23 protein-coding genes are annotated in these 24,886 nt (G+C 65.2%); 13 read left to right on the top strand and 10 right to left on the bottom strand.

The features are described 5' to 3' along the window. The first annotated feature begins 51 nt into the window (after positions 1 to 51). The 3 genes from betI to betB all read left to right on the top strand — a co-directional run bounded on the left by betI (position 52) and on the right by betB (position 3,803). Positions 52 to 663 (top strand): transcriptional regulator BetI, encoded by a 612-nt coding sequence (gene betI / locus G8E10_RS22085; RefSeq protein WP_167130700.1) that lies wholly within the window; start codon positions 52 to 54, stop codon positions 661 to 663. Beyond that, the gene (gene betC / locus G8E10_RS22080) at positions 660 to 2,201 is read left to right on the top strand and encodes a choline-sulfatase (protein ID WP_343289854.1); all 1,542 of its coding nucleotides are present in this window, start codon (positions 660 to 662) and stop codon (positions 2,199 to 2,201) included. Before betI ends, betC begins: the two co-directional genes overlap by 4 nt. 138 nt (positions 2,202 to 2,339) lie before the next feature. Continuing rightward, entirely contained in the window at positions 2,340 to 3,803 is a 1,464-nt protein-coding gene (betB, locus tag G8E10_RS22075) for a betaine-aldehyde dehydrogenase (RefSeq protein ID WP_167130699.1), read from the top strand. Here the strand turns inward: betB and G8E10_RS22070 are convergent. Beyond that, positions 3,797 to 4,165 carry a helix-turn-helix domain-containing protein gene (locus G8E10_RS22070; RefSeq protein ID WP_167130698.1) on the bottom strand — a complete coding sequence of 123 codons (369 nt, stop codon included), beginning with the start codon at positions 4,163 to 4,165 and terminating at the stop codon, positions 3,797 to 3,799. The genes betB and G8E10_RS22070 overlap by 7 nt on opposite strands. Positions 4,166 to 4,168: 3 nt before the next feature. After that, complete coding sequence (locus tag G8E10_RS22065) at positions 4,169 to 4,525, bottom strand: type II toxin-antitoxin system RelE family toxin (RefSeq protein ID WP_281517740.1); 357 nt, start codon at positions 4,523 to 4,525, stop codon at positions 4,169 to 4,171. Here G8E10_RS22065 and betA point away from each other — a divergent pair. The 10 genes from betA to G8E10_RS22015 all read left to right on the top strand — a co-directional run bounded on the left by betA (position 4,500) and on the right by G8E10_RS22015 (position 17,159). Next, positions 4,500 to 6,137, top strand: a complete 1,638-nt coding sequence (gene betA, locus G8E10_RS22060; protein WP_167130697.1) for a choline dehydrogenase — start codon at positions 4,500 to 4,502, stop codon at positions 6,135 to 6,137. The genes G8E10_RS22065 and betA overlap by 26 nt on opposite strands. 174 nt (positions 6,138 to 6,311) lie before the next feature. Next, positions 6,312 to 7,082, top strand: a complete 771-nt coding sequence (locus G8E10_RS22055) for a phosphoadenylyl-sulfate reductase (protein WP_167130696.1) — start codon at positions 6,312 to 6,314, stop codon at positions 7,080 to 7,082. A 46-nt stretch (positions 7,083 to 7,128) separates the two neighbouring features. Continuing rightward, positions 7,129 to 8,082 carry a sulfate adenylyltransferase subunit CysD gene (gene cysD / locus G8E10_RS22050; RefSeq protein WP_167130695.1) on the top strand — a complete coding sequence of 318 codons (954 nt, stop codon included), beginning with the start codon at positions 7,129 to 7,131 and terminating at the stop codon, positions 8,080 to 8,082. Beyond that, the gene (gene cysN / locus G8E10_RS22045; RefSeq protein WP_167130694.1) at positions 8,082 to 9,650 is read left to right on the top strand and encodes a sulfate adenylyltransferase subunit CysN; all 1,569 of its coding nucleotides are present in this window, start codon (positions 8,082 to 8,084) and stop codon (positions 9,648 to 9,650) included. Before cysD ends, cysN begins: the two co-directional genes overlap by 1 nt. 85 nt (positions 9,651 to 9,735) lie before the next feature. Continuing rightward, positions 9,736 to 9,942, top strand: coding sequence for a heavy-metal-associated domain-containing protein (locus G8E10_RS22040; RefSeq protein ID WP_132447859.1), 207 nt, complete (start codon positions 9,736 to 9,738; stop codon positions 9,940 to 9,942). 110 nt (positions 9,943 to 10,052) lie between these two features. Then, entirely contained in the window at positions 10,053 to 12,554 is a 2,502-nt protein-coding gene (locus G8E10_RS22035; protein ID WP_167130693.1) for a heavy metal translocating P-type ATPase, read from the top strand. Beyond that, positions 12,551 to 12,997: a Cu(I)-responsive transcriptional regulator gene (gene cueR, locus G8E10_RS22030; protein WP_167130692.1), complete on the top strand. Its 447-nt coding sequence runs from the start codon at positions 12,551 to 12,553 to the stop codon at positions 12,995 to 12,997. The genes G8E10_RS22035 and cueR overlap by 4 nt, the downstream gene beginning before the upstream one ends. A 75-nt stretch (positions 12,998 to 13,072) precedes the next feature. Next, complete coding sequence (locus tag G8E10_RS22025; RefSeq protein ID WP_167130691.1) at positions 13,073 to 14,227, top strand: amidohydrolase; 1,155 nt, start codon at positions 13,073 to 13,075, stop codon at positions 14,225 to 14,227. Positions 14,228 to 14,345: 118 nt separating this feature from the next. Further along, on the top strand, positions 14,346 to 15,452 hold the full coding sequence (locus tag G8E10_RS22020; protein ID WP_167130690.1) for an extracellular catalytic domain type 1 short-chain-length polyhydroxyalkanoate depolymerase: 1,107 nt from the start codon (positions 14,346 to 14,348) through the stop codon (positions 15,450 to 15,452). Positions 15,453 to 15,626: 174 nt separating this feature from the next. After that, the gene (locus tag G8E10_RS22015) at positions 15,627 to 17,159 is read left to right on the top strand and encodes a cation:proton antiporter (protein WP_167130689.1); all 1,533 of its coding nucleotides are present in this window, start codon (positions 15,627 to 15,629) and stop codon (positions 17,157 to 17,159) included. 15 nt (positions 17,160 to 17,174) lie between these two features. Here the strand turns inward: G8E10_RS22015 and G8E10_RS22010 are convergent, their stop codons facing one another. From G8E10_RS22010 to G8E10_RS21975, 8 genes are all read right to left on the bottom strand, one after another. Continuing rightward, positions 17,175 to 18,503 (bottom strand): LLM class flavin-dependent oxidoreductase, encoded by a 1,329-nt coding sequence (locus tag G8E10_RS22010; RefSeq protein WP_281517739.1) that lies wholly within the window; start codon positions 18,501 to 18,503, stop codon positions 17,175 to 17,177. A gap of 77 nt (positions 18,504 to 18,580) precedes the next feature. Then, positions 18,581 to 19,234 carry a methionine ABC transporter permease gene (locus G8E10_RS22005; protein WP_110730504.1) on the bottom strand — a complete coding sequence of 218 codons (654 nt, stop codon included), beginning with the start codon at positions 19,232 to 19,234 and terminating at the stop codon, positions 18,581 to 18,583. Continuing rightward, positions 19,215 to 20,285, bottom strand: a complete 1,071-nt coding sequence (locus tag G8E10_RS22000) for a methionine ABC transporter ATP-binding protein (RefSeq protein ID WP_281517738.1) — start codon at positions 20,283 to 20,285, stop codon at positions 19,215 to 19,217. The genes G8E10_RS22005 and G8E10_RS22000 overlap by 20 nt, the downstream gene beginning before the upstream one ends. Before the next feature lie 120 nt (positions 20,286 to 20,405). Continuing rightward, positions 20,406 to 21,254, bottom strand: a complete 849-nt coding sequence (locus tag G8E10_RS21995) for a MetQ/NlpA family lipoprotein (protein WP_132447866.1) — start codon at positions 21,252 to 21,254, stop codon at positions 20,406 to 20,408. 209 nt (positions 21,255 to 21,463) lie between these two features. Beyond that, complete coding sequence (locus tag G8E10_RS21990) at positions 21,464 to 23,125, bottom strand: copper resistance CopC/CopD family protein (RefSeq protein WP_167130686.1); 1,662 nt, start codon at positions 23,123 to 23,125, stop codon at positions 21,464 to 21,466. Positions 23,126 to 23,252: 127 nt separating this feature from the next. After that, positions 23,253 to 23,729: a YcnI family protein gene (locus tag G8E10_RS21985; RefSeq protein WP_167130685.1), complete on the bottom strand. Its 477-nt coding sequence runs from the start codon at positions 23,727 to 23,729 to the stop codon at positions 23,253 to 23,255. A gap of 219 nt (positions 23,730 to 23,948) precedes the next feature. Continuing rightward, positions 23,949 to 24,632, bottom strand: coding sequence for an RBBP9/YdeN family alpha/beta hydrolase (locus G8E10_RS21980; RefSeq protein ID WP_167130684.1), 684 nt, complete (start codon positions 24,630 to 24,632; stop codon positions 23,949 to 23,951). A 43-nt stretch (positions 24,633 to 24,675) separates the two neighbouring features. Beyond that, positions 24,676 to 24,885 (bottom strand): hypothetical protein, encoded by a 210-nt coding sequence (locus G8E10_RS21975; protein ID WP_167130683.1) that lies wholly within the window; start codon positions 24,883 to 24,885, stop codon positions 24,676 to 24,678. Between the last annotated feature and the right edge of the window lies 1 nt (position 24,886).

Raw genomic sequence — 24,886 nt, 5'->3', positions numbered from 1 at the left:
TGATTGATGGCTCAATCAAAATTAAGCTTTCTCCGACAACGGGAGATGCGGATGCCGAAAGTCGGAATGGAGCCGGTGCGCCGAAAGGCTTTGGTCGATGCCGCCATCAGCGCCATCGGAGACCAAGGCACGCTCGCCGTAACCATGTCGGACATCGCCCGCCGCGCCGGCGTCTCCCCCGCACTCGCCCATCATTACTTCGGCAGCAAGGACCAGCTGCTAACGGAGACCATGCGCTCGCTGCTGCGCGATCTCCGGCGTGATACCGTATCTGCACTGGCTGAGGCCGACGACCCCCGTGCCCGCGTCTCGGCCATCATCCGCGTCAGTTTCCACGCCGGACAATTCGCACCGGAAACGGTCGCCGCCTGGCTCGCCTTCTACACCGAGGCACAGCGTTCCGAAGCCGTCCGCCGGCTGCTGGTGCTCTACGCCCGCCGCCTGCACTCCAACCTGTCCGCAAGCCTGTCGCTGCTCTGCCCCAAAGCCGAGGCATCCCGCATCGCCGAGGCGACGGCCGCGTTGATCGACGGGCTCTACATCCGCCGCGCGCTGGGCGCCGCACCGCTGACGACCGAGCGGTCGATCGCGCTGGCGGAAGACGCGGTCGATGCCGCGCTCGCACGCCTCGAAAACCGCACAGAAAAAGGACCCGTTACGTGAGCCCCGCCGAGAGCAACAAGCCGAACATCCTGATCATCATGGTCGACCAGCTCAACGGGAAACTCTTTCCGGATGGCCCGGCAGAATGGCTGCACGCGCCGCATCTAAAGGCTCTCGCCGCCCGCTCGGCCCGCTTTGCCAACAACTACACATCATCGCCGCTCTGCGCGCCGGCCCGCGCCTCCTTCATGGCCGGCCAACTGCCGAGCCGCACCGGCGTCTACGACAACGCGGCGGAATACGTCTCCTCCATCCCCACCTTCGCCCATCACCTGCGCCGCGCCGGCTACTACACAGCGCTCTCCGGCAAGATGCATTTCGTCGGCCCCGACCAGTTGCACGGCTTCGAGGAACGGCTGACGACGGATATCTACCCCGCGGATTTCGGCTGGACGCCGGACTACCGCAAGCCCGGTGAGCGGATCGACTGGTGGTACCACAATCTCGGCTCGGTCACCGGCGCGGGCGTCGCCGAGATCACCAACCAGATGGAATATGACGACGAAGTCGCCTTTCTCGCGGAGCAGAAGATCTATCATCTCGCCCGCGACATCGGCACCGCCTGCCGCCGGCCCTGGTGCCTCACGGCCTCCTTCACCCATCCGCACGACCCCTACGTGGCACGCCGCCAGTTCTGGGATCTCTACGAAGACTGCGCCCATCTCTTGCCCGAGGTCGGCATGCTGGAGACGCAGGACCCTCATTCCGAACGCCTGATCGCGGCCTGCGACTATACCAGCTTCACTGTCACCGAGACCGACGTCCGGCGCTCGCGGCAGGCCTATTTCGCCAACATCTCCTATATCGACGAAAAGGTCGGCCGGCTCGTGGACACGCTGGAGCGAACGCGCCAGCTGGACGACACGCTGATCCTGTTCTGCTCGGACCATGGCGACATGCTGGGCGAACGCGGACTGTGGTTCAAGATGAATTTTTTTGAAGGCTCCGCCCGCGTGCCGCTGATGATCGCAGGCCCCGGCGTCACGCCCGGACTGCACGAGACGCCCGTCTCCAACCTCGACGTCACCCCCACGCTCTGCGACCTCGCCGGCATTTCGATGGACGAGATCATGCCCTGGACGGACGGGGAAAGCCTGCTGCCCGTCATCAACGGCACTGAACGCGTCTCGCCCGTGCTGATGGAATATGCAGCGGAAGGATCGATCGCCCCGCTCGTCGCCATCCGCGAGGGCAAGTGGAAATACGTCCATTGCGCTGATGATCCCGACCAGCTGTTTGATCTGGAGGCCGACCCCCTCGAACTGAACAACCTCGCTCTCTCGCCCCCGACCACCGCCATCGCCGCCACGCTGGAGGCCTTCCGCCAGATGCGCGAGGCCCGCTGGGACATGCCGGCCTTCGATGCCGCCGTGCGCGAAAGCCAGGCCCGCCGCTGGGTGGTCTACGAGGCACTGCGCAACGGCGCCTACTACCCCTGGGACCACCAGCCGCTGCAGAAAGCCTCCGAACGCTACATGCGCAACCACATGAACCTCGATACTCTCGAAGAGTCGAAGCGATTCCCGCGAGGAGAATGAGGCATGGCAAGAGCGACACCGCCGTTCACGACAGCCTGCACAAGTCGATCTTTCTCCAGGGACCATTTGGCCGAAGCATGAACAGTCCGGCCGACAATGGCCCTCTAAAATAAGAACCGCCCGGAAGGACAAGACCCCATGAGAGCCCAGCCGAAAGCCTCCCACTTCATCGATGGCGCCTATGTCGAGGATACCGCGGGCACGCCGTTCGACAGCATCTACCCCGCAACCGGCGAGGTGATCGCAAAGCTTCATGCCGCGACGCCCGCCATCGTCGAGCAGGCCGTGGCGGCGGCAAAGCGGGCGCAGCCGGAATGGGCAGCGATGAGCCCGACAGCGCGCGGGCGCATCCTCAAGAAGGCGGCCGACATCATGCGGGCGCGCAACCGCGAACTGTCGGAGCTGGAAACGCTCGACACCGGCAAGCCGATCCAGGAAACGATCGTCGCCGACCCCACCTCCGGCGCCGACAGCTTCGAGTTCTTCGGCGGTGTTGCGGCAGCGGCGCTGAACGGCGAACACATCCCGCTCGGGGCCGACTTTGCTTATACCAAGCGCGTGCCCATCGGCGTCTGCGTCGGCATCGGTGCCTGGAACTATCCCCAGCAGATCGCCTGCTGGAAGGCGGCACCGGCGCTGGTCTCCGGCAATGCCATGGTGTTCAAGCCGTCGGAGAACACGCCGCTCGGCGCGTTGAAGATTGCCGAGATCCTTATTGAGGCCGGCCTACCGAAGGGGCTCTTTAACGTCATTCAGGGCGACCGCGACACCGGCCCCCTGCTCGTCGGCCACCCCGATGTCGGCAAGGTGTCGCTGACCGGCTCGGTGCCGACCGGCCGCAAGGTCGCGGCCGCCGCGGCCGGCCAGCTGAAGCATGTCACGATGGAGCTTGGCGGCAAGTCGCCGCTGATCGTGTTCGAGGATGCCGATCTCGACAGCGCCATCGGCGGCGCGATGCTCGGCAATTTCTACTCGACCGGCCAGGTCTGCTCCAACGGCACGCGTGTATTCGTGCAGAAAAGCATCAAAGAACGCTTTCTCTCTAGCCTCAAGGCCCGCACGGAAAGGATCGTGATCGGCGACCCCATGGACGAGGCGACCCAGCTCGGGCCGATGGTCTCGCGGCCGCAACGCGACAAGGTGCTGGCCTATATCGAGGCCGGCAAGGCGGAAGGCGCGACGCTCGTCACCGGCGGCGCCATCCCCAACGACGTTCCGGCCGAAGGCACCTACATCCAGCCGACCGTCTTTGCCGATGTCACCGACACGATGACGATCGCCCGCGAAGAGATCTTCGGACCGGTCATGTGTGTGCTCGATTTCGACGATGAGGACGAGGTCATCACCCGCGCCAACGCGACCGAATTCGGCCTCTCCGCAGGCGTCTTCACGAGTGACATCACCCGCGCCCACCGCGTGGTGGATCGCCTGGACGCCGGTACGCTCTGGATCAACACCTACAACCTCTGCCCGGTTGAAATCCCCTTCGGCGGCTCGAAGCAGTCCGGCTTCGGCCGCGAGAACTCGGTTGCTGCTCTCCAGCACTATACCGAGTTGAAGACGGTCTATGTCGCGATGGGCAAGGTCGAGGCGCCCTATTGATGGGCGTCGCGCTCCATCACGAGATCGTCGAGATCGACGTTCAAAGCCGTGGCGATGCGCTTGAGCACATCGACCGACCCGGTCTTCTTGCCACCCTCGATCTCCGAGAGATAGGGCTGCGAGATCCCGGCGGACGCGGCGAGATCGGAGACGGTGAGGCCGCGATATTTGCGGAAGGTTCGTATACGACTGTCGGTTTCGAACAATTCGTAAACGAGTTCGGCCGGCCACGTCTCCTCTCCCGCGTTGATACGCGCCATGATCCGGTTGGCCTCGATCGTGTCGATCATGTCCTCGAACTCGTCTTCTGGGACGAGCACGAACGCCTTTCCGTCAATCACGGTTTTATCGAAAGCTCCCATGGTTCACTCCTTGTAGACGTCGCCGCGTGGCCCGACCTTGACGACGATAACGAGCGCGGTCAAAGAATCGACGATTGCACGATCCCCACCGATGCGGATCCGCACCATGGCGCCACCCTTCAGCGGCTTCGCATCCACGCTTTCGCCTCTAGCATACGCCTCGATCTTCTCGACGATCGCCTTTCGCCGTCGGGGCTGAACGCGCTTGAGATAACTTTCGGCCTGCTTGGAATAAGCGACGCGCTTCATGACCAAACGATACAGCACCCCGGTAGAGCTTTCAATCGCATCGCAGCCCCAAGCTATATAATAAACTTCTGATGGAGCCAGTAACATGACAGAAGCAGATTTCGTCATCATCGGCTCCGGCTCCGCCGGCTCCGCGCTCGCCTACCGCCTGTCCGAAGACGGCAAGAACACCGTGATCGTCATCGAGGCCGGAGGGTCCGATATCGGGCCGTTCATCCAGATGCCGGCAGCACTCGCCTGGCCGATGAGCATGAAGCGATACAATTGGGGGTATTACTCGGAGCCCGAGCCGAACCTTAACAATCGCCGCATCAGCGCGCCGCGCGGCAAAGTCATCGGCGGCTCCTCCTCGATCAACGGGCTGGTCTATGTCCGCGGTCATTCCGAGGACTTCAATCGCTGGGAAGCGCTCGGCGCCCGCGGCTGGGCCTATGCCGACGTGCTGCCCTACTTCAAGCGGATGGAGCATTCCCATGGTGGGGAAGAGGGTTGGCGGGGCACCGATGGACCGCTTCACGTGCGGCGCGGTCCGGTGACGAACCCACTCTTCCACGCCTTCATCAAGGCCGGCAGCGAAGCCGGTTTCGAGATGACGGAGGACTATAACGGCTCCAAGCAGGAGGGCTTTGGCCTGATGGAGCAGACGATCCACAACGGACGCCGCTGGTCGGCCGCCAACGCCTATCTCCGACCTGCCCTGAAGCGACCCAACGTCTCGCTGGTCCATGGACTGGCCCGCCGCGTCGTGATCGAGAACGGTCGTGCCATCGGCGTGGAGATCGAGCGCGGCGGCGCGGTCGAGATCGTCAGGGCGAAACGCGAGGTCATCGTCTCCGCCTCCTCGTTCAATTCGCCGAAGCTGCTCATGCTCTCCGGCATCGGTCCAGCCGCTCATCTCCAATCGATGGGCATCGAGGTCAAGGCCGACCGTCCGGGCGTCGGCGCGAACCTGCAGGACCATATGGAGTTCTACTTCCAGCAGGTCTCCACCAAGCCGGTTTCGCTCTATTCCTGGTTGCCCTGGTTCTGGCAGGGTGTCGCCGGGGCGCAATGGCTGATGACGCGAACGGGGCTCGGCAGCTCCAACCAGTTCGAGGCCTGCGCCTTCCTGCGCTCGGCGCCGGGGCTGAAGCAGCCCGACATCCAGTACCACTTCCTGCCTGTCGCCATCTCCTATGACGGCAAGGCCGCGGCCAAAAGCCACGGCTTCCAGGTGCATGTCGGCTACAACCTGTCGAAATCTCGCGGCGCCGTCACCTTGCGATCGTCCGATCCGAAGGCCGACCCCGTCATCCGCTTCAACTATATGAGCCATCCGGAGGACTGGGAGAAGTTCCGCCACTGTGTCCGCCTCACCCGCGAGATCTTCCGCCAGCCGGCCTTCGACACCTATCGCGGGCCGGAGATCCAGCCGGGCGAGACCGTCACCAGCGACGAAGATATCGACGCCTTCCTGCGCGAGCACCTGGAAAGCGCCTACCACCCCTGCGGCACCTGCCGCATGGGTGACGCGAACGATCCGATGGCGGTGGTCGATCCGGAAACGCGCGTCATCGGCATCGAGGGCCTGCGCGTCGCCGACAGCTCCATCTTCCCGCACGTCACCTACGGCAACCTCAACGGCCCCTCGATCATGACCGGCGAAAAGGCCGCCGACCATATCCTCGGAAAACAGCCCCTGCCTCGTTCCAACCAAGAGTCGTGGGTGAACCCGCGGGCGTAAACGGGCGGACGGTAGATCGCAACGGCTTCCGAAATCGCCCGGTATTCGGGTGGTTTTTCCCGATCCTGCGGGATCGGAGTGATATTTGCTCCGATCCCTTGCCATTGGAAATCCGTTTTTCTGTCTTTTATCACCTGAGACTGCGATAAAGGCGGTAACTCTACAGGATAACCCATGACATCCATGTCCCTTGAAACAACTGCTGCGGCGCTGGCCCGGCAGCTGGACTGTCTCACCCTTGGCGAGAGGCTGGCGCTGGTCGCGTCTCTCGACGGGCGTGCCGTGTTCACCACCAGCCTTGGCATCGAGGATCAGGTGATCACTGCTGCCATCGGCACGGCAAAGCTCGATATCGAGGTGTCCACGCTCGAAACAGGCCGTCTGTTCAACGAGACCGTTGCGCTGATCGACACGACCGAGGAGACCTATGGCATCCTCATCAAGCGCTTCCATCCTGAGCAGGCGGATATCGACGCCTATGCCGCGAGTTATGGCCTAAACGGCTTCTATGAGAGCATCGAGGCGCGCCATGCCTGTTGCGGCGTGCGCAAGGTGAAGCCCTTGGCGCGAGCGCTTGCCGGCGCGACCTACTGGGTCACGGGGCTGCGCCGTGGCCAGTCCGGCAACCGCGCCGAGACGCCCTTTGCCGAAGCCGATCTCGAGCGTGGGCTGATCAAGATCAATCCGCTTGCGGATTGGGATATCGACACGATCCGCGCTTATGTCGTGGCAGAAGCGATCCCCGTCAATCCGCTGCACAGTCGCGGCTATCCCTCGATCGGCTGCGAGCCCTGTACACGCGCCATCAAGCCCGGCGAGCCGGAGCGCGCCGGACGCTGGTGGTGGGAAAACGACGAAACCCGCGAATGCGGCCTGCACGTGGCGGAAGCCGCTTCGCAGCCGATACCCGACACGAAGAAGGTTATGGCCGGTAGCGCCGCCTGACGCGCGCCCCGCCTGACCCCGACCGAACGAGACTGGAGACGACCCGATGTCCCTCACGCTTCCGGAAACGGAACTTCACAATCCGCAGAGCGCCCGCCCGCCGCTCGATCCGCATCTCAAGGCGCTCGAAAACGAAGCCATCCACATCTTCCGCGAAGTGGCCGGCGAGTTCGAAAAGCCCGTCATGCTCTATTCCGTGGGCAAGGACAGCGCCGTTCTCCTGCACCTTGCGCGCAAGGCGTTCTACCCCGGCCGCGTGCCGTTTCCGCTGCTGCATGTGAACACCGGCTGGAAGTTCGCCGAGATGATCGCGTTCCGCGACGAGATCGTTAAGCGTTACGACCTCGACCTGATCGAGCACATCAACCCACGCGGTGCGGCCGAGAACGTCACGCCGTTCACCCACGGTTCGGCGCTTTACACCGACATCATGAAGACCGAGGGTCTGCGCCAGGCGCTGGATGCCGGCGGCTTCGACGCGGCCTTCGGCGGCGCGCGCCGCGACGAAGAGGCCAGCCGCGCCAAGGAACGGATCTACTCCTTCCGCACGCCCGACCACCGCTGGGACCCGCGCAACCAACGCCCGGAACTCTGGAACGTCTATAACGGCATGATCCGCAAGGGCGAGAGCGTGCGCGCCTTCCCGCTGTCGAACTGGACCGAAGTCGATATCTGGCGCTACATCCAGGCCGAGGAAATTCCGATCGTGCCCTTGTACTTCGCGGCGGAACGCCCGGTGGTCGAGCGCGACGGCATGATGATCCTGGCGGAAGATCCGCGGCTGGAACTGCAGCCTGGCGAGGCCAAGCGCCAGGAACGAATTCGCTTCCGCACGCTCGGCTGTTTCCCGCTGACCGGCGCGATCCGCTCCGACGCCACGACGCTGACCGACATCATCGCAGAACTCGAGACCGCGACCGTCTCCGAACGTCAGGGCCGCGCCATCGATCGGGACCAGTCCGGTTCGATGGAGAAGAAAAAACGCGAAGGATATTTCTGATGACCGTTTCCGCTTCCACAGGCAGTCACTCTACAGGCACTCAGGCCACAGGCAATCAGGCAAACCTGCAGAATGGCCCCCGTACCACGGCCGAAACCAAGGTCTCCTCCGGCAACGTCACGGCCTTCACCGGCTCCGAAGCGCGCGCGCCGCGCGACAGCCGTCCTCTGCGCCTCATCACCTGCGGCAGCGTGGATGATGGCAAGTCGACGCTGATCGGCCGGCTGCTCTGGGACACCAAGGCCGTCAAGGAAGACCAGGCGGCGACGCTGGCCCGCGATTCGAGCGGCAAGCAGAACGATCTCGGCCTGCCGGACTTCGCACTGCTTCTCGACGGTCTCCAGGCTGAGCGCGAACAGGGCATCACCATCGATGTCGCCTATCGCTATTTCGCGACCGAGAACCGCTCCTTCATCGTCGCCGACACCCCCGGCCACGAGCAATATACACGCAACATGGCAACCGGCGCCTCCACGGCCGACCTCGCCATCCTGCTGGTCGATGCTCGCGTCGGCCTGCTCGAGCAGACGCGCCGCCACGCGACCATCGCCACGCTGATGGGCATTCGCCAGTTCGTGCTCGCGGTCAACAAGATCGACCTCACCGGCTACGATCGCGCCCGCTTCGACGCGATCAGCCATGATTTCCGCGAACTCGCTCTGTCGCTCGGCGTGCGTCAGGTCACGGCCATCCCGGTGTCCGCGCTGAAGGGCGAGAACGTCGTCTATGACGGCAGCGCCTCCATGCCTTGGTATGACGGCCCGACGCTGGTCGAGGTTCTGGAGCTGGCCACCGTCCGCTCCGGCCAGACGACCGGCTTCCGCCTGCCGATCCAGCGCGTGTCGCGTCCGGGCGAAAGCTTCCGCGGGTATCAGGGCACCGTTGCCGGCGGCTCGGTGAAGCCCGGCGACAGCGTCGTCATCCTGCCTTCGGGTATGGTCGCCAACGTCACCAAGATCGTCACCTTCGACCTCGTGCGCAACGCGGCCGTGGCCGGCGATGCGATCACGCTCGTGCTCGATCGTCAGGTTGATGTGTCGCGCGGCGACATGATCGTCGCCATCGACAGCCAGCCCCAGACCGGCGTCGCCTTCGATGCGCAGATCGTGGCGTTGCAGCCGGATGGCATTCAGCCGAACAAGCGCTACTGGCTGAAGAGCGGCTCCCGCCGCCAGCGCGTCAGCGTCGAGCCGGTCAGCCAGCTGGACCTGAAGAGCGGCAAGTGGGGGCCCTCCGACGCGCTCTCCATGAACGCCATCGGCAAGGTGCATCTCGCCTTCGACGAACAGGCCATGTTTGACGCCTACGAGCAGAACCGCACGACGGGCGCCTTCATCCTGATCGACCCCGACACCAACAATACGGTGGCCGGCGGCATGATCACGGGCAAGCGCTCTTCGCTGGGCGGCATCCATACAGAGGAAACCCGCGTCCTCCTGTCCCTGCCCGCCGATCTTGCGGACCGGATCCTTGCTAGCGACCTCGTTGCTGGCCGCCGCGACGAATTGGAAGTCCGACGCATTACGGTCGCGCGCGCGCAGGATCTGCTGGATTCGCTCGACGGCTGATGCCGGGAGGCACCTCAAGGTAAGCCTTGACCTTCCAAGCGTTGGAAGCCCTATCATGGGGACGTATCTGAAAGGAGACGTCCCCATGACCGCGTTTGACATACCCGACATGACCTGCGGCCACTGCAAGAGCACGGTGGAAAGAGCCATCCACAGCGTCGATGGCCAAGCCAAAGTGCGTATCGACCTCGCGACGAAAACGGCGGATGTGGAAACCGACGCAAGCGCCGAAGAGATCGCCGCGGCCATCACGGCTGCCGGCTATACGCCCGGTCTTCGCGCCCCGCTCTGATCAATCCGTCTACCCCCGCCTCTTCACGCGATCATTCCCGTCATGCCCCTTGACCTTCCCATGATGGGAAGCACTACCTATATCGGCAGATGACACAAGGGATGCTCCCTATGACCGCCCATACCCCGCTTCAACAACCCCTTACCGCCTCGAAGACGACGACGCTTGCCATCGACGGCATGAGTTGCGCCTCCTGCGTGGCGCGGGTCGAAAAGGCCATTGCCGCCGTGCCCGGCGTGGTTGGCGCCAGCGTCAACCTCGCGACCGAGCGGGCAACCGTGACCCATGACGCAAGCCTTGAACCGAAACGGATTGTCGCAGCGATCGAGACCGCCGGCTATACGCCAAGGCTTGCCACCCAAGCGTTTCCCATCGAGGGCATGACCTGCGCCTCCTGCGTCGCGCGGGTGGAAAAAGCGCTGTCAGCTGTGCCGGGCGTGCAGGAGGCCAGCGTCAATTTGGCGATGGAGACTGCGACCGTCCGGCTGGTCGAGGGCACGGAGATCGCCGCGATCGAGGCCGCCATTGTCAAAGCAGGTTACGCCGTGCGGCCGCAGGCCGAGGGCCAGCCGGAGACGGACGCCGGCGACCGCCAGTCGCGGGAAGCCAGACGGCTCGCCCGCGCCTTCACCGTTGCCGCCGTGCTCACCCTGCCGCTCTTCCTCCTCGAAATGGGCTCGCATGTCGTGCCCGCTATCCACGACGCTGTGATGGCGACGCTCGGCATGGACATGAGCCGCCGCCTGCAGTTCGTGCTGGCGACGCTGGTTCTCTTCGGGCCCGGCCTCACCTTCTTCCGCAAGGGGGTGCCCAATCTGCTGCGGCTTGCGCCCGATATGAATGCGCTGGTCGTGCTCGGCACGTCGGCCGCTTGGTCCTACTCTGTTGTCGCCACCTTCCTGCCATCCGTGCTGCCGCCAGGCACCGACAATGTCTATTTCGAAGCCGCCGCCGTCATCGTCACGCTCATCCTGCTCGGCCGGATGCTGGAAGCGCGCGCGAAAGGTCGCACCGGTCAGGCGATCCGACGGCTGATGGGCCTTCAGGCGCGCACCGCGCGCGTGGTCCGGGCGGACGGCGTCGTGGAGGTCGCTATCGGCGCAGTCAAGCCTGGCGATCGTGTGCTGATCCGCCCCGGCGAGAAAATCCCCGTCGATGGCGAGGTCGTGGAGGGGCGCTCGCTGGTCGATCAGTCGATGATGACGGGCGAGCCTTTGCCCGTCGCGGTCTCCGAGGGCGCGTCCGTCGTCGGCGGTACGATCAACGGCACCGGCACTTTCACCTTCGTCGTGACGAAGACCGGAGCGGACACGCTGCTGTCGCAGATCATCCGCATGGTCGAGACGGCGCAAGGCGCGAAGCTGCCAATACAGGCGATGGTGGACCGCATCACAGCGCGCTTCGTGCCCGCGGTGCTTGCCGCCGCGCTCCTGACCTTCGCGGCATGGCTCATCTTCGGGCCGACGCCGTCGCTGGCCCATGCAACGATCAACGCCGTCGCCGTCCTCATCATCGCCTGCCCCTGCGCCATGGGGCTGGCGACGCCGACTTCCATCATGGTCGGCACCGGACGTGCCGCCGAACTCGGCATCCTCTTTCGCAAGGGCGATGCGCTGCAGGCCCTGCGCGATGTCGAGGTCGTCGCTTTCGACAAGACGGGAACGCTGACGCAAGGACAACCGGAACTCACCGACTTCGTGCTCATGCAGGGCTTTGAGCAAACCGAAGTGCTGCGGCGGATCGCGAGCCTCGAAGCACGATCCGAACATCCGATCGCCGCAGCCATCGTCGCCTCGGCCGAGCGTGACGGCATCACCCTGGTGAACGTGACCGATGTCGCCGCCCTTCCCGGCTCCGGCGTCAAGGGTGTCATCGATGGCGAAGCCGTGCTGGTCGGCTCCGACCGTGCCATGCGCGACGGCGGCATCGACGTTTCCGCGCTTGCCACGCAGGCGGCCGCCCTCGGCGATGCCGGCAAGTCGCCGCTCTATGCCGCCATCGGCGGCAGGCTGGCGGCCATGATCGCCGTGTCCGATCCGGTGAAAGACGGCAGCGCCTCCGCCGTCGCGGCACTAAAGGCCGATGGCCTCAAGGTCGTGATGATCACCGGCGACAACAGCCGCACCGCCCACGCCGTTGCCCGCGCGCTCGGCATCGACGAGGTGGTCGCGGACGTCCTGCCCGGCGGCAAGGTCGAGGCGGTGAAGGCGCTCCGGCAAAACGCCCGTGTCGCCTTCGTCGGCGACGGCATCAACGATGCGCCCGCTTTGTCGGAAGCCGATATCGGCATCGCCCTGGGGACAGGCACCGACATCGCCATGGAAAGCGCCGATGTCGTGCTGATGTCGGGCGATCTCGCCGGCGTGCCGCGCGCCATCGCGATCAGCAAGGCGACGATCCGCAACATCCGCCAGAACCTGTTCTGGGCCTTTGCCTACAATGTCAGCCTGGTGCCGGTCGCAGCGGGCGTTCTCTACCCCGTGAACGGCATGCTGCTGTCCCCGATCCTCGCCGCCTGTGCCATGAGCCTGTCCAGCGTCTTCGTTCTCGGCAATGCCCTGCGCCTGCGCCGTTTCTCACCCACGATCCACGCGGAAAGGACGCCATCATGAATATCGGCGAAGCCTCCAAGGCCTCCGGCGTTTCCACAAAGATGATCCGCTACTATGAGCAGATCGGCCTGATCGCCCCCGCGCATCGCAGCGAGGCGCAATACCGGACGTACGAAGACACCGACATCCACACGCTGCGCTTCATCCGCCGCGCCCGCGATCTCGGCTTTTCCGTCGAACAGATGAAAACCCTGCTGGCGCTCTGGCACGATCGCGCACGGGCAAGCGGCGACGTGAAGGCGATCGCGCTCGAACACATCGCCGAACTCGACCGCAAAGCTGCCGCCATCGCCGCGATGACCGCAACGCTGCGCCATCTCGCCAGTAACTGCCACGGCGACGGCCGCCCGGATTGCCCGATCCTCGACGATTTCGCCGATGCGCCACCGGAATCAGACCTGCCGGAGGTCTCCGCCCGCTTTGGACGGGCGAACATCGGCTAGCCCCTTTCGGACCTTGGGCATTGTCGAGCAGCCTTCACACGATATGATGGCCCCGCATCGAACGGGAGAGCATGCATGTTTCTGACGGAGAGGGATCTGGTCGAACTCGTGGCGTTCCGGCACGACCTGCACCGCCACCCGGAAATCTCGGGCGAGGAGCGGCAAACGGCAGCGCGGGTACAGGCGCATCTGGCGGCGCTGAAGCCCGATCGCATCATCACCGGCCTTGGCGGCCATGGCGTGGCGGCGGTCTTTTCGGGCACCGCACCGGGGTCAACGCTGCTGTTCCGTTGCGAGCTGGACGCCTTGCCGATTCCCGAAATCTCCGACGCCCCGCACCGCTCCGACATCCCCGGCAAGGGGCATCTCTGCGGGCATGACGGGCATATGGCGATCATGGCAGCGCTCGCTCGCGGCCTTGCACGCCGGCGGCCCGTCCGCGGGCGGGTCGTGCTGATGTTCCAACCGGCCGAGGAAACCGGCGCGGGCGCTGCCGCCGTGCTCGCCGATCCCGCCTTCACTGACATCCGGCCGGACCTGTCCTTCTCGCTGCACAACCTGCCAGGCCTGCCGCTCGGTCACGTCGCGCTCGCCTCCGGGCCCGTCAACTGCGCCTCGCGCGGCCTGTGCGTCATTCTCGACGGCAAGACGGCGCACGCCTCCATGCCCGAAACGGGCATCTCCCCCATGCAGGCCGTCTCCCGCCTGATGCCCCAGCTGACGGATCTGTCCAAAGGCACCTTTCCCTCGGCCGACTTCGCCATGGTCACGCTGACCCATGCCGTCCTCGGCGAACCGGCGTTCGGCATCGCGCCCGGCCGCGCGGAAGTCTGGGCGACGCTGCGCACCCTGACCGATGCCGGCATGGCCAACCTCTGCGCCCGCGCCGAAGCCCTGATATCGGAGACCGCAGCGCAGGAAAGGTTGACCCTGTCCTACCACTACGCGGATATCTTCCACCATTGCGAAAACGCGCCGGAAGCGGTCGCGCATCTCCGGCAGGCATTGACCGACGAGGACATCAGCCATGACGAGGCAGGGCTGCCAATGCGGGCCTCGGAGGATTTCGGCCGCTTCGCCGCCTGCGGCCCCTCGGCCATGCTGTTCCTCGGCAGCGGCGAGGCGCATCCGGCGCTGCACAATCCCGATTACGATTTTCCCGACGTTCTGATCGAGCGCGGCGCTCGCATCTTCCTGCGTGTCATCGACAACGTATTAGAACTGTCGTAAATAATGACGCGGGACCACCGGTGCCCTTGTCTCGCCATGATGGCATCCCATCTGTTGTGCACTGCACCATGCGCCACCCCACATGTCCCGGGTCCGGCCCAGAGCCTGGAGACGGCCCATGCGAAAACTATCCGATACGATCGAGCGTCTGGCACGTCTGAAAGCCCGCCCCGAAGGTCTGCAGCCTGCCGCGTCTGGATTGCAGCCCCTCGAGATCGTCGGCACCAATCCCGGTGCGCTCACCGCCTGGTACCGCACGCCTGAAAAGACGAAAGGCGCGCCGCCGCTGGTCGTCGTTTTGCACGGCTGCACGCAGAATGCGGCCGGCTACGATCGCGGCTCCGGCTGGTCGGCGCTGGCGGAGGATTACGGCTTCGCCGTCCTGTTTCCCGAGCAGAGCCGCAGCAATAACGGCAATCTCTGCTTCAACTGGTTTGCCAAACCCGATGTGACGCGCGGATCCGGCGAGGTCCTCTCGATCCGGGAGATGATCGCCACGATGATATCCGACCACGGGGTCGATCCGCGCCGCGTCTACGTCACCGGACTGTCGGCCGGCGGTGCCATGGCAAATTCGCTGCTCGCCACCTATCCCGAAATCTTCGCAGGCGGCGCCATCATCGCCGGCCTGCCGCACGCCGTTGCCGGCAGCGTGCCCGAAGCCTTCGACCGCATGCGCGGCCATGGCCTGCCGGACGCAGGCAGGCTGCAGGCACTGCTGTCCGCCGCATCCCCACATAAAGGCCCGTGGCCGACCGTCTCGATCTGGCAGGGCACGTCCGACAGCACGGTCGCCGACACCAATGCCGGCGCGCTCATCGACCAGTGGCGCGGCGCGCTCGGTGTCGTTGACCGTCCGGAGCGGGTCGAAACCGTGGATGGGCAGGAGCGGCACATCTGGGTCGACAGGTCAGGGCGTGAGGTGTTGGACCTTTTCCTCGTGCGCGGCATGGGCCATGGCACGCCGCTCGATCCGCAGAGCGGTTACGGCGAAGCGGCCCCCTACATGCTGGATGTCGGCATCTCCTCGACGGTTCACATCGCCCGCAACTGGGGCATCATCCCCTCCTTCGAGAAGAAGACACGCCCCGCAGCATCGGCCGGAACCGGGGCCTCTGCTGCCACGCCCGGCAGACCGGAAAACGTCAAGCCCGAAAGCGTCAAGCCCGAAAGCGTCAAGGACGTCATCGAAAACGCCCTCCGGGCTGCCGGCCTGATGAAATAAGCGCCCCCGCGTCAGCAACCTTTGCGCAAACTCTCTTTGCCGACATTCCCGCTCTGGACCACTGACCGCGGCTGAGGCAATGTCGGCGCTTCCCGTCACACGACGCCGGCAACGGGCGGTGGACGGTCTGCGGTGCAGAGGCGAGAGGAGACATCGGGGGATGACGCAAAACCGATGAACTTCTTCGAGAGCCTTCTCGTCCTCCTTCTCGTCGCCATCGCGCTGCTGCAGGTCTCGCGGCGGCTGTCGGTGCCGTATCCGTCGATGCTGGCCATGGCCGGCGTTGCGGCGGCGCTCGTGCCGGGCGTTCCCTATATCGCACTGGAGCCGGAAACGGCGCTCGCGCTGTTCATCGCGCCGGCCCTCATGGATGCCGCCTTCGATTTTCCGGTCAACACCGCGCGGCGCTACTGGGCGGCGTTGATCGTCTTTGCCGTCGGCGGGGTCGTGGCGACTGCCGCCGCCGTTGCCTTCATCGGCTGGTCCTATGCCGGCCTGCCCATCGCCGCCGCCCTCGTGCTCGGCGCCATCGTCGCGCCGCCGGATGCCGCGGCCGCGACCGCCGTTCTCTCCGGCATGTCCATTCCCCGCAGCACGGATGCCGTTCTGCGCGGCGAGAGCCTGTTCAACGACGCAGCCGCTCTGCTGATCTTCGGCGCGGCGCTTACGGTGCAGACATCGGGCGGGCTCGGGCCCACCGTTGCGCTGCATTTCGTCATCGCCGCGCCGGGCGGTATCCTGCTCGGCATGGCCACGGCTTGGTTTTCCGCTCGCGTCACCGGCTATGTCGCGGGAACGCTTGGCGGCAACCTCCTGCAGTTCGTCCAGACATTCCTCCTCTGGATCGTCGCCGAACATCTCGGCCTGTCGGCGGTGCTCGCCATCGTCGCCTTCGCCATGACCATCGCGGCCAGCAGCACCAGCCGCTCCTCGGCCCGCATGCGCGTGCAGTCCTATGCCGTCTGGAGCGCGGTCGTCTTCGTGCTCAACGTCATGGCCTTTCTGCTGATGGGCATGCAGGTGCGCGATATCATCGGCGGCATGACGACCGAGAGACTGATCCATGCATCAAGCTTCATCGCTGCCGTCGTGATCACCGTCATCGTGGTCCGTTTCGTCATCTGCATCGGCTTCAACCGCGTTCGCAATGCCTTGCTTAGCGGCGATGAGCAGACGGATGTGCGGCAGTCGGTTCTCGCGGCCTGGTGCGGCATGCGCGGCCTCGTCACGCTGGCGACAGCCTTCGCACTACCCTCCGATTTCCCGCAGCGGGATCTCGTTCTGCTGGCCGCTTTCGCCGTAGTCCTCGCAACCCTCGTCCTCCAAGGCTTGACCCTCGCGCCGCTCATCCGGCTGCTGGGGCTCGACAGGCGCGAAGAGGGAGCCCGCGACATGACCGGTTTCCGGCTCGAAATCGCCTCGGCCGGGCTCGACCGGATCAGCGACCGGACAGGACGGGAGGCCGAACTGGTGCGGACCAAGTTCGCCATCGAACGGGCCGCTCTGGCCGATACAGAAGGTGCCGATGCGCTGCAGACCTATCGCGCGCTGGCGCTGGAGGCGATCGACGCCCAGCGCACGGCACTGGAGCGACTGCGAACCGGCAACCGGCTCAATGTCGACGAGTACAATCTGCTCCTGGAAGAGATCGACTGGCGCGAACTCGCTGTCCTGCCCGACGACCAGCGACGCATCGAGGAAACCTGACTGTGCCGTGCGCGGTTACCTGGTCGGGAAGAACCGATTATCGGGACGTGGCAGGCCGAGGTGATCGCGCAGCGTCGTGCCTTCATATTCCCTACGGAACCGGCCGCGCCGCTGGAGTTCGGGAACGAGCCGATGCGCCACGTCGTCCAGCCCTTGCGGCAGGTAGGGGAAGACCACATTGAAGCCATCCGACCCTTCCGCGTCGATCCAGGTCTCCATCTCGTCGGCAACACTTTCCGGCGTTCCCACGAAGGCAAGGCCGGAATAGCCGCCATAGCGCTGCGCCAGCTGCCGCACGGTCAGTCCATCGGTTTCGGCAAGCTTCAGCACCTGCTGGCGGCCCGTCTTGCTGGCGTTGGTGTCGGGAAGGTCGCGCGGCAGCGGTGCATCGAGAGGAAAACCCGAGGCATCGAGGCCGAGCGCGATCGACAGGGAGGCGATGCCGCTTTCGAAATGCACTAGACTGTCGAGCAACGCGCGCTTGGCCTTCGCCTCCTCGATCGTATCACCGATGATGATGAAGGCGGCCGGCAGGATCTTCAGGTGGTCCCGTGACCGGCCGAGCGTTTCCAGTCGCCCCTTGATATCGGCAAAAAGCTCCTGCCCGCCTGCGAGATCGCGCGGCGCGGCGAAGATCACCTCGGCCGTTTCCGCGGCAAGCTGGCGACCGGGCTCGGATTGTCCCGCCTGCACGATGACGGGCCAGCCCTGCGGCGGGCGGGCGATGTTGAGCGGGCCACGCACATCGAGGCTCGGCCCGTGATGGTCGAGCACATGCGTCCGCTCGGGGTCGAAGAACAGTCCGCTTTCCTGATCGCGCAGGAAGGCATCGTCGGCAAAACTGTCCCAGAGGCCGGTGACGACGTCGAAGAACTCGCGCGCCCGGCGATAGCGCTCACCATGCTCCACATGCTCGTCCAGGCCGAAATTGAGCGCGGCATCGGGGTTGGACGTCGTGACGATGTTCCAGCCGGCCCGGCCGTCGCTGATATGATCGAGCGAGGCGAAGCGCCGGGCGATGTGATAGGGCGCATCGAACGTGGTCGAGGCGGTGGCCACGAGGCCGATCCGCTCGGTGACGGCGGCCAGTGCGGAGAGCAGCGTGAAGGGCTCGAACGAGGTCACTGTATGGCTGCGCTTTAGCGCCTCCACCGGCATGTTAAGCACGGCGAGATGATCGGCCATGAAGAAGGCGTCGAACTTCGCGGCCTCCAGCGTCTGCGCGAAGCGCTTCAGGTGCTTGAAGCTGAAATTCGCGTCCGGTGCGGACCCGGGATAGCGCCAGGCGCCGGTGTGCAGGCTGACAGGCCGCATGAAGGCGCCGAGATGCATCTGCTTGGACATGGGCACTTCCCTTGAGTTCGCCCGGCGATAACATCACGGGCCTTGAAGCGGAAACGGCGGCGGAAACAGCAAAGGTGTCAGCGATGGTCCAGGCGATCGACCAGACGGTCGCCGAGCCACTGGATGGCGCAGACAAGCACGATGAGCACCACGACGACCGCGACCATGACCGTAGTCTCGAAGCGCTGGTAGCCGTAGCGGATGGCGAGATCGCCGAGTCCGCCGGCACCGATGGCACCGGCCATGGCCGAGGCACCGATCAGCGTGACGAGCGTGACGGTGAAGCCGGCGACGATGCCGGGCAGCGCCTCGGGCAGCAACACCTCGCGCACGATCGTCCAGCGATTGCCGCCCATGGAGCGCACCGCCTCGATCAGCCCGCGATCCACCTCGCGCAGCGACACCTCCGCGATGCGCGCATAATAGGGCGTCGCGGCGATCGACAGCGGCACGATCGCCGCCCAGGTTCCAATCGAGCTGCCGACGATGAAGCGCGTGACGGGGATCAGCGCCACGAGGAGAATGATGAACGGCACCGAGCGGAAACCGTTGACGACGGCGCCGAGCACGCGGTTCACCCACAGGTTCTCCGAAATACCGCCCTTGCCGGTCATCACGAGGGCGAGGCCGAGCGGCAGTCCGGCGACCAGCGAGATGATGCCGGAGGCGAGCGTCATCAATACGGTCTCCCAGAGAGACCGCATCAGAAGATCAAACATGATCGGCGACATGACCCGTGGCCTCCACATGGGCGCCGTGGCGCGTCAGAAAAGCGATCGCCTGCGGCAGCGAGGCGCTGGCAGGAAGTGTGATGAAGAAGCGGCCGACCGACTGCCCCTGGATATGATCGATACCGCCATGCACGAGGCGAATGGGCGCACCCAGTTCGATGGACAGCGCGGGAAGCAGCGTCGCAGCCTCGGGGCCGACGAGATCGACGCTGAGCACCGTCTCTCCGCCTGCCGCAAGCGCCGTACCGATGGCCGGTGGCAGGCTGGGGCGGATGGCGCCGAGAAGGCTCTTCGTGGTCGCGGCCTTCGGATCTGAAAATACCGACCAGACCGGCCCATCCTCGACGATCTTCCCGGCATCGATCACCGCCACACGGTCGGCGACGCCGCGCACGACTTCCATCTCATGGGTGATGAGCAGGATCGTCAGGCCGAGCCGCGTGTTGATGTCCTTCAGGAGCGCGAGGATCGACGCCGTCGTTTCCGGATCGAGCGCGGACGTCGCCTCGTCGGAGAGCAACAGCGCCGGCCGCGCGGCCAGCGCCCGGGCGATGCCGACGCGCTGCTTCTGCCCACCCGAAAGCGCCGACGGATAGGCATCGGCCTTGGCCGAGAGGCCGACGAGATCCAGCAGATCCGCCGCGCGCTTGCGCCGTTCCGCCCGGGGCATGCCCTCGATCTTCAGCGGCAGCATGACGTTTTCAGCGACGGTCTTGGCCGAAAGCAGATTGAAGTGCTGGAAGATCATGCCGATGCGGCGGCGCAGGGGCTGTAGTTCGGCTTCCGACAGCCCCGTAATATCGCGGCCCTCGATCTCGATGGTCCCGCGATCAGGGCGTTCCAGCCCGTTCAGGCAGCGGATCAGCGTCGATTTGCCGGCACCGCTGCGGCCGATGATGCCGAGCACTTCGCCCTTGCGCACCGAAAGCGAAATACCGTCGAGCGCCGCCGTCTCGCCGAAATGCCGGAAGACGCCATCGAGCCGCACGACCGGCGCCTCCGCGGCACGCTGCCCGATATCGGATGTCTCCCGGCGGTCAGCGTCAGCCAAGACGTCCCTGGCTATCGCGCTGGCAGTGATTGTCATTATCAAGTCCTTCCTCGCCGCAACGGCGAACGGCTCGCGGCAGCCGGGGCCGCGAGCCGTTTTCTGTCTCTCACGCAGTGAGCGTTAGTATGCGCTGATGCCCGTGCCCTTGTACACACGGTCGAACTCGGCCTTCACCGTCTCGTTCTGGTAGGACGAGACCAGCGTCTTCACCCAAGCTGCATCCTTCTGATCTTCCTTCACCGCGATGAAGTTGCGGTAGGGGTTGCCGTCCACCGGCTCCTGCGCGATCCGGTTTTCCGGCGTCAGGCCGCTCTTCAACGCCCAGTCGGTGTTAACAACAGCCGCGTCGAGATCGTCGATGGAACGGCCGACGATGCCGGCATCCAGCTCCTTGATTTCGAGCTTCTTCGGGTTTTCCTCGATATCGGTGATCGTCGCGAGAATGCCCGTACCCTCCTTGAGCTTGATCAGGCCTTCGTTCTGCAGCACGCGCAGGGCACGCCCCTCATTCGACGGATCGTTCGGCACGCCGACAACGGCGCCTTCTGCCAGATCCGCGATCTTAGACGTCTTGCGCGAATAGACGCCGATCGGCCAGACGCCGGTATAGCCAGCCGGCGTGATCTTGTAGCCGTGCTGCTTGATCTGGTTTTCGAGATAGGGAAGATGCTGGAAGGCGTTGGCGTCGATTTCGCCGCGCTCCAGCGCCTCGTTCGGCTGGGTATAGTCGTTGAAGACGACGGTCTCGACCGACAGGCCCTTCTTGCCGGCTTCGGCAACGACGACGCGCCAGACGTCCTCGTCCTCACCGCTCATGATACCGACCTTCACGGAGGTCTTGTCCTGCGCCAGAACCGGCGTCGGCCCCACGGAGACGAAGGCGGCAACGGCTGCGGAAGCGGCAAGCGCCAGGCCGGCGCGCCGGGTGAAGGCGGTCTTTTCGATGAGGGCGGCCAGGGTTTTCTTCATGACGGGTCTGCTTTCGGTCTTGGGAGGAGGACGCTTTAGAGAGTGCCCTGAAAAATTGCAAATGCTGCCATATGAAGCAACGAAGGATGGCCTGCCGATCGGCACTGCGGGAGAAATTTGGTCCAAAGTCTCACGCAGTCACGCAAACTCATTCTGGAAGCTCGGTAAGCCGATGTTTCTATAGAGCACCGCCGTCTGCATGCGGGGCATCACGGTGCGGCGATGTCGAAGCGGCTCGTCATCGTGACCGAGGTGAAATCATCGACCAGCACGGTTACCCGAGCGTTCCAGACACCCCCGACCGGCAGCACGAAGCCATCCGCCTGAAAAGCACCGTCTCCGCCGCGCCGGGCCTCGCGCGTGAAGGGGCCGATGCCGTTGGCGGGATTGTCGAGTTCCACCGTGACCGACAGCGGATCGATCGAATGCCCGTCGAGCATCAGGTCCCGCAAAGAAACACGAACCGGACCTGTCCACGCCGGCGTGATCGAGAGCGTCGCCATCAGGCCCTGTTCCGCGACCTGCCGCTCCTGAACGAGCGGAAACGAAGACGCCAGTGCCCGGGGTGGCGGCGTAAAGCGCCAGAGGCCGAGGACCGCAAGCACCAGCGTGCCGAGCACGACCTCCGCGAGGATACTGCGCCGGAGAAGATGCAAGGCGTGGGGCGATCCCTTTGACGCGGGGCGGGTCCAGAGGAACCGATTGACGGCTGCCAGCAAGACCAGAAGTGAGACGATGGCAAGTTTGGCGAGGAGCACCTGGCCGTAAGCCGTCGCCCACAGGTTCGACAGCGTCTGCACCTGCACGACCGCGAGCAGCAGGCCCGAGCCGACGAGCACCGCCAGAACAAACGGGATGAGACGCGAGAATAGAAGAAGTGCCGCACGATCGGGAGACGGTCGGCTGGAACCGCCGAGCGCTGCCAGAAGCGGCAGGAGACCACCGATCCAGGCCATGGCGGCGAGCATGTGAAGCACGATCGCGGGAACGGTGGCGAGACGCGGCGGTGCCGTTGCGGCATGCCCCGCCATCGCCGCCGCAAGACCCGCCAGCGCGAAGGCAAGCCCGGAAAGCCCGAGGCGGAGACGAACATGGCGGACCCGAAGCGACACCAGTGCCGCGACCATGGCTGCGGCGCCGACCAATGCAGCCCGACCATAGGCGGTGGCCGTGAGGCCGGCGGACCAGACCGCGGCCGACATCCATCCGCCCGGCGCCTCTCCGAGGGCATCGAAGCCCTGAAACGCGATCCAGACCGGCGTGGCGGCAATGCCGAGCCAAAGGGAGAGCGCAATGAGCGAGGAACCGCCCGAAACGGCATGTCCGCGCAGATGACACGGACGGAAAAGCAGGGCCGCCCATCCCGCTCCGCCGACACCAATGACGAGACCGGTCATGGCGAACAGGCGGGACGCCCAGAGACCGGCCGCTGTAACCGGGTCGGTCGCCGACGCCAGGCTCGGCCCGGTTGCACTGGCTTTGCCGACGGAAAACAACAACCCACCGCCAATCGGATGCCCGTCCGCAGACGTCACGCGCCACGACAGGCTGTGCGTGCCGGGGACAAGCCCGGAAGGAAGCGTCACGACGAGCCGCGTCGTGTCGGAGCGGACCACAGGGAGCATTTCCATTTGTCCCACGGGGTCGCTCAACCGGAAAACGAGGGGATCCACCGGCTCGGAAAACGTCAGCACGATCTGACGTGGCGCCGCCACGAGAACCGCACCATCCGCCGGATCGGACGCAACGAGCTGCGCATGCGCAGAGGCGCCCCCCGCGCTCACCAGCAGAAGCAGCAGCACTGTTATGAACATGACGAGGCCGGACACGAGCGGCTTGCAACAGTCCGGCAAAGCCTTGGCGGCGATCATTTTGCTGATGCCTCCTACCTCGAAGCGCAGCAGTGGAAATGACGAACGCAGTCCGCTTCGCCCACGCTGGCGCGTCATCAAAGTGCGACCCTCCGCAATGCCGGTTCTCCGACCCGACACCGGCCAGTCAGGGCTTCACATCGAAAGCCGGAGCCGGCTTGCCGGGTTCGCCGGTGTCCGGACTTTCGGGAATTTCGATCCAGCGCTCGGCGGCATCGCCGCACTGCTGGACGATCGGCACATAGATCCGCCCCTTCGCATCCGCGGCGACCTTTGCCTTGAAAGCGAACTCCGCGTGATCGGCTGCAGCGATCGTGCCACCCGTCCAGGTGATCTGTGCCCGTTTCGCGCTTGCACCGGCTCCTCCGGCAGAAGGCGTCACCACCGCCGTCCAGCCGGCCTTGTCCTGTGGCGCGATGTCGGAAAGCTCGCCGGGCACGGCAACCCGCAGGCCGGTCGTCGCCGCGCCGGCGCAACCATGCGGAATCTTCAGCACGAAGGTCGTCGTCTGCCCGGCCTTCACGCCTTTCGCCGCGATGGTGACATGCGCCGCTGCCGGTCCTGCAGCGAGAGCGAGGCAGGCCGCAAGCCCCGTGACACACATGGACCGAATGCGGTGCCACGCGGCGCTTCGGGAAGTTTGCTCGAGATGCCTCATCGTCTGCCTCTTTCTGCGTCTTCGCATCGCAGACCACTGCCATATCGAGACGCACGACATCGACGGGAGCGCGACATCGGATAGGCGCAGATCTAGCGCGTGACCAGGCATCAGGGAAGACGAGCCGGGACCGAGTGCCTGCGGCTATCCGGCGCGGTGCGCCTGTTACCGGTAGGCGGCGGATCGCTCAGTGAAAGCTGGCTGCTCGTCCGCGGCCGCGCCTTGGGCGGATCGCGCGCTGGCCGAACGTCCCTCGACATCCGCCCTGAACGCATCGAACAGCGCATAGCCCTGGGCCCACCGGCCATAGCCGCTGGCGATGTTGATATGTCCGGCGGCGCCGATCGTATGAAGCGGCGCTTCGAGGTCGTCCCTCAGCCGATCGAGCTCGCCCGGCGTGATGTAGGGATCGTTGAGGCTGCCGATGATGAGGCTCGGAAAGGGCAAGGGCATGGCGGGGACCGCGTCGAAGGCGAGACGTCCCGGATGCAGCGCCTCGGTCCGCCGGAGATCGCAGGGTGCGACGAGAAAGGCGCCTTTGACGTTCCGGGCCGACCGGCACCGGCTGAGATGCGCCGTCAGCAGGCAACCGAGGCTGTGGGCAATGATGTAGGTCTCGCCGCCCGCCTCGATCGCGGCATCCAGCGCCGCGAGCCAGGTTTCGAGATCCGGATGCTCCCAGTCCGCCTGCTGCAGCATGCGCGTCTGCGGCCGGTCCTCGTGCCAGACCCTCTGCCAGTGCCCTTCGCCGGACCCGAAAAGTCCGGGAACGATCAGAGTCTGGACCGCACCGCCGGTGGGCACCTGGGTCTGGGTCGAGATCGGTCCTGCGCTCTCGACCCTCGTCATCCGGGATGCCGCCCGAAACAGGCGCTTTCCTGAGAACAGGAGCCTAGTACCATGGCCCACCAGCCATGCCCCAGTAGAACATCTCTTCGGAACGATGCGACGATCGCCGCTCGTCGCCGCCCTCATCCTGCCAGCTCCGCTCGGACGTCTCACGCTCGCTCGACGATAGGTGGGTCTGCGCCGCACCGGACCCGACACCGGGGATGCCGCCGCTTCGAAAAGCCTCGATGCTCGATTTCAGGATGGCCATCATC

The organism is Ferranicluibacter rubi (assembly GCF_011603255.1).
Classification (GTDB): domain Bacteria; phylum Pseudomonadota; class Alphaproteobacteria; order Rhizobiales; family Rhizobiaceae; genus Ferranicluibacter; species Ferranicluibacter rubi.
Note: the sequence above shows the minus strand (reverse complement) of the source record. Positions and strands in the feature narration are given on the sequence as shown.

Coding starts and splice junctions, on each gene's coding strand:
- cysD (WP_167130695.1), top strand. CDS start 7,129: ATGTCCCTCACGCTTCCGGAAACGGAACTTCACAATCCGCAGAGCGCC.
- betB (WP_167130699.1), top strand. CDS start 2,340: ATGAGAGCCCAGCCGAAAGCCTCCCACTTCATCGATGGCGCCTATGTC.
- cysN (WP_167130694.1), top strand. CDS start 8,082: ATGACCGTTTCCGCTTCCACAGGCAGTCACTCTACAGGCACTCAGGCC.
- betI (WP_167130700.1), top strand. CDS start 52: ATGCCGAAAGTCGGAATGGAGCCGGTGCGCCGAAAGGCTTTGGTCGAT.
- G8E10_RS22040 (WP_132447859.1), top strand. CDS start 9,736: ATGACCGCGTTTGACATACCCGACATGACCTGCGGCCACTGCAAGAGC.
- G8E10_RS22005 (WP_110730504.1), bottom strand. CDS start 19,234: ATGTCGCCGATCATGTTTGATCTTCTGATGCGGTCTCTCTGGGAGACC.
- G8E10_RS22035 (WP_167130693.1), top strand. CDS start 10,053: ATGACCGCCCATACCCCGCTTCAACAACCCCTTACCGCCTCGAAGACG.
- G8E10_RS22055 (WP_167130696.1), top strand. CDS start 6,312: ATGACATCCATGTCCCTTGAAACAACTGCTGCGGCGCTGGCCCGGCAG.
- G8E10_RS22015 (WP_167130689.1), top strand. CDS start 15,627: ATGAACTTCTTCGAGAGCCTTCTCGTCCTCCTTCTCGTCGCCATCGCG.
- G8E10_RS22065 (WP_281517740.1), bottom strand. CDS start 4,525: ATGATGACGAAATCTGCTTCTGTCATGTTACTGGCTCCATCAGAAGTT.
- G8E10_RS22025 (WP_167130691.1), top strand. CDS start 13,073: ATGTTTCTGACGGAGAGGGATCTGGTCGAACTCGTGGCGTTCCGGCAC.
- G8E10_RS21975 (WP_167130683.1), bottom strand. CDS start 24,885: ATGATGGCCATCCTGAAATCGAGCATCGAGGCTTTTCGAAGCGGCGGC.
- G8E10_RS21990 (WP_167130686.1), bottom strand. CDS start 23,125: ATGATCGCCGCCAAGGCTTTGCCGGACTGTTGCAAGCCGCTCGTGTCC.
- G8E10_RS22010 (WP_281517739.1), bottom strand. CDS start 18,503: ATGTCCAAGCAGATGCATCTCGGCGCCTTCATGCGGCCTGTCAGCCTG.
- G8E10_RS22070 (WP_167130698.1), bottom strand. CDS start 4,165: ATGGGAGCTTTCGATAAAACCGTGATTGACGGAAAGGCGTTCGTGCTC.
- G8E10_RS22020 (WP_167130690.1), top strand. CDS start 14,346: ATGCGAAAACTATCCGATACGATCGAGCGTCTGGCACGTCTGAAAGCC.
- cueR (WP_167130692.1), top strand. CDS start 12,551: ATGAATATCGGCGAAGCCTCCAAGGCCTCCGGCGTTTCCACAAAGATG.
- betA (WP_167130697.1), top strand. CDS start 4,500: ATGACAGAAGCAGATTTCGTCATCATCGGCTCCGGCTCCGCCGGCTCC.
- G8E10_RS21980 (WP_167130684.1), bottom strand. CDS start 24,632: ATGACGAGGGTCGAGAGCGCAGGACCGATCTCGACCCAGACCCAGGTG.
- G8E10_RS21985 (WP_167130685.1), bottom strand. CDS start 23,729: ATGTGTGTCACGGGGCTTGCGGCCTGCCTCGCTCTCGCTGCAGGACCG.
- G8E10_RS21995 (WP_132447866.1), bottom strand. CDS start 21,254: ATGAAGAAAACCCTGGCCGCCCTCATCGAAAAGACCGCCTTCACCCGG.